4 protein-coding genes are annotated in these 2884 nt (G+C 41.1%); 3 read left to right on the top strand and 1 reads right to left on the bottom strand.

Annotation, left to right across the window (positions count from 1 at the left end; genetic code table 11):
• Window positions 1-662: YicC/YloC family endoribonuclease (locus ABYB02_RS16285; RefSeq protein WP_372763425.1), on the bottom strand; the 662-nt coding region annotated here is incomplete at its 3' end.
• 179 nt (window positions 663-841) lie between these two features.
• On the opposite strand from ABYB02_RS16285, the gene rph reads away from it, so the two are divergent.
• The 3 genes from rph to ABYB02_RS16270 all read left to right on the top strand — a co-directional run bounded on the left by rph (window position 842) and on the right by ABYB02_RS16270 (window position 2664).
• A complete protein-coding gene (rph, locus tag ABYB02_RS16280; RefSeq protein WP_372763424.1) occupies window positions 842-1555 on the top strand; it encodes a ribonuclease PH in 714 nt (237 codons plus the stop codon).
• An 18-nt stretch (window positions 1556-1573) separates the two neighbouring features.
• Complete coding sequence (gene pyrE / locus ABYB02_RS16275; protein ID WP_372763423.1) at window positions 1574-2218, top strand: orotate phosphoribosyltransferase; 645 nt, start codon at window positions 1574-1576, stop codon at window positions 2216-2218.
• A 65-nt stretch (window positions 2219-2283) separates the two neighbouring features.
• Complete coding sequence (locus ABYB02_RS16270) at window positions 2284-2664, top strand: diacylglycerol kinase (RefSeq protein WP_372763422.1); 381 nt, start codon at window positions 2284-2286, stop codon at window positions 2662-2664.
• The last annotated feature ends 220 nt before the right edge of the window (window positions 2665-2884 follow it).

Below are 2884 nucleotides of genomic sequence, written 5' to 3'. Positions count from 1 at the left end.
TTTAAACGGTCTAGCTCTTCGGCAACATCTTGCTTTTGTGCTAAATAAATCAGCTCTTGCTCAAGGCGTGATTCGTCAATATTGGCCGTTAAGTCTTCTAACTTTTGCGTTAGCTTTTCACGCTGCCATTTAATAATGTCAGGCATATGAGCTTCTATCACTGCAACTTGCGCTAAAATAGCGTCAAGACGTGTGGCTATCATTTCTTGTAAGTTAGCGCCTTCGTCACCTCGCGCGGCTTTAAAGTCTTCAATCACTTGGTCAAAACCAGTAATAAGCGCAATATTCACGCTATCCATATCAAGTTCTTCAGCTTCCATAACACCAGGCCAACGTAAGATATCAACCGGATTGATGTCGCCGTTGCTTTGCTGCTGCACCCATTTAGCACTGTTAATTAATTGCTCAGCTAGGGCTTGGTTAATTGATAGCTCACCAACATGGGCCGGATTGGCTACAAACTTTAAAAACACTTCTACTTTACCGCGTTGTAAATGTTTGCGTAAACGTTCGCGAATAACCGGCTCCATGCCACGAAATTGCTCTGGTGCACGAATAAATGTCTCAAGGTAACGCTGGTTCACTGAGCGAATTTCCCAAGTGCCAGTGCCCCAATCGCCTTTTATTTCGCGACGCGCATAAGCTGTCATACTGTGGATCATGGATGGTTTCCTAAATTTAAAAATATAATATGCTAATGATTATACCGTAACACTACTTAAGCTCTAGGAAAAATTTAATACGTTGGCTATTTTACATACTGCTATTTATGTAAATCAGCATGGTATCTGTTGCTATATATACCTATAATGTCGCAAATTATGAATTAAGGGGATCGTCAATGCGTCCAAGCGAAAGAACAGCTAACCAAATCAGGCCAGTTACATTTACACGTAATTATACTTTGCATGCCGAAGGATCAGTACTTGTCGAGTTTGGTAATACCAAAGTACTTTGTACGGCTACCGTTGAGTCGGGTGTACCTCGTTTCATGAAAGGGCAGGGTAAAGGGTGGATCAACGCAGAATACGGTATGTTACCGCGCGCAACCCACACACGTAATGCACGGGAAGCGTCGCGCGGTAAACAAGGCGGGCGTACTATGGAAATTCAACGTCTGATTGCACGTGCACTGCGTGCGGCTGTTGACTTAAAAGCGTTGGGCGAAAACACCATTACCATTGACTGTGATGTGATTCAGGCTGATGGCGGTACGCGTACTGCTGCTATTAGTGGAGCGTGTGTTGCTTTAGTTGATGCGCTTACCCATATGCGTGCTAAAGGTATGATCAATTCAAATCCGCTTAAATATATGATCGCCGCTATTTCGGTAGGTATTTATAAAGGCGAAGCAATTACTGATTTAGAATATATTGAAGACTCAGCCGCAGAAACCGATATGAATGTGATTTTAACCGAAACAGGTAAAATTATCGAAGTGCAAGGCACAGCTGAAGGCGAACCATTTTCGTTTGATGAGCTTGATGAGTTGCTCACATTAGCTAAGCACTCTATACGTGAAATCATTGATATACAAAAACAAGTTTTAGCATAATCGAGAAGGTTTAGTGATATGAAAAGCTATCAACAAGAGTTTATTGAGTTTGCTTTAGAAAAGCAGGTATTAAAATTTGGTGAATTTACTTTAAAATCTGGTCGTACTAGCCCGTACTTTTTTAATGCAGGTCTGTTTAATACCGGTCGCGATCTTGCTCGTTTAGGGCGTTTTTATGCAGCAGCACTTGAAGATGCAGCAATACAATATGATGTATTGTTTGGTCCTGCTTACAAAGGTATTCCTATTGCTACGACTACAGCCGTCGCGTTGGCTGATCATCATAATAAAGATGTACCTTATTGCTTTAACCGTAAAGAGAAAAAAGCACATGGCGAAGGCGGCACATTAGTTGGCTCTGAGCTTAAAGGTAATATTATGCTGGTGGATGATGTAATTACTGCCGGTACTGCTATTCGTGAATCAATGGAAATAATAGCGCAACAAGGCGCAGCGTTGAGTGGTGTATTGATCGCATTAGATCGTCAAGAAAAAGGCAACGCAGAATTATCAGCGATCCAAGAGGTAGAGCGTGACTTCAATACGCAAGTGATCTCGATAATAAAACTAGCAGATCTTATTAATTACCTTGAAAACCAGGGCACAATGAATGAGCATCTAGCAGCAGTAAAAGCATATCGTGATCAATACGGTATAGCGTAACTAGTAAAGCCTCGCAATGCGGGGCTTTATTTTGCCCGCAATGTAGCAAAGTAGCGAACTAATTAATGAAACAAGTATTAAAACCAAATGGACTCGGCGCGCGACGAATTGTTAAAGCACTCCAATGCTCTTATTTAGGTATTAAAGCGGCATTTAAAGTAGAAGTGGCATTCAGACAAGAGTTACTCGTTAGTATTATTTTACTACCATTTTCATTTTGGTTAGCTTCGTCATTACTACATTGGGTAGTATTGATCTGCTCATTATTACTTATCCTTATCGTCGAATTACTAAACTCTGCCATTGAAGCCTTAACCGACAGAATCAGTACTGAACGACATATATTATCAGGCAGAGCAAAAGATATGGGATCCGCAGCCGTTGCATTGACCATGATGATCGCTTTGATCATATGGGGCAGCAGTCTTTATTTAAAAATTGTTTAGCTGTTATGTAGTAAAACACGGTAAGTAAGCTGCGAAGTGTTAGAAAATTGAATGATATGTTATCTTTTTAGCCGTTATCGCTTAAATATCCAGCGAACAGTCATTTATTTTAAGTTTTCTTCAAAAAAGGGTTGATCTGTTTTCGGATCTCCCTATAATGCGACCCCACTGAGACGGCAGACAGCAACGCATAGCGAGGCAAGAGCAACTCAGAGTGTTA

The sequence above is a fragment of the Pseudoalteromonas sp. genome (genome assembly GCF_041613455.1).
In the GTDB taxonomy this organism is placed as follows: domain Bacteria; phylum Pseudomonadota; class Gammaproteobacteria; order Enterobacterales; family Alteromonadaceae; genus Pseudoalteromonas.
Note: the sequence above shows the minus strand (reverse complement) of the source record. Positions and strands in the feature narration are given on the sequence as shown.

What these genes read in the sequence shown, in the direction of transcription:
- rph (WP_372763424.1), top strand. Translation starts at nt 842, where the DNA reads ATGCGTCCAAGCGAAAGAACAGCTAACCAAATCAGGCCAGTTACATTT.
- pyrE (WP_372763423.1), top strand. Translation starts at nt 1,574, where the DNA reads ATGAAAAGCTATCAACAAGAGTTTATTGAGTTTGCTTTAGAAAAGCAG.
- ABYB02_RS16270 (WP_372763422.1), top strand. Translation starts at nt 2,284, where the DNA reads ATGAAACAAGTATTAAAACCAAATGGACTCGGCGCGCGACGAATTGTT.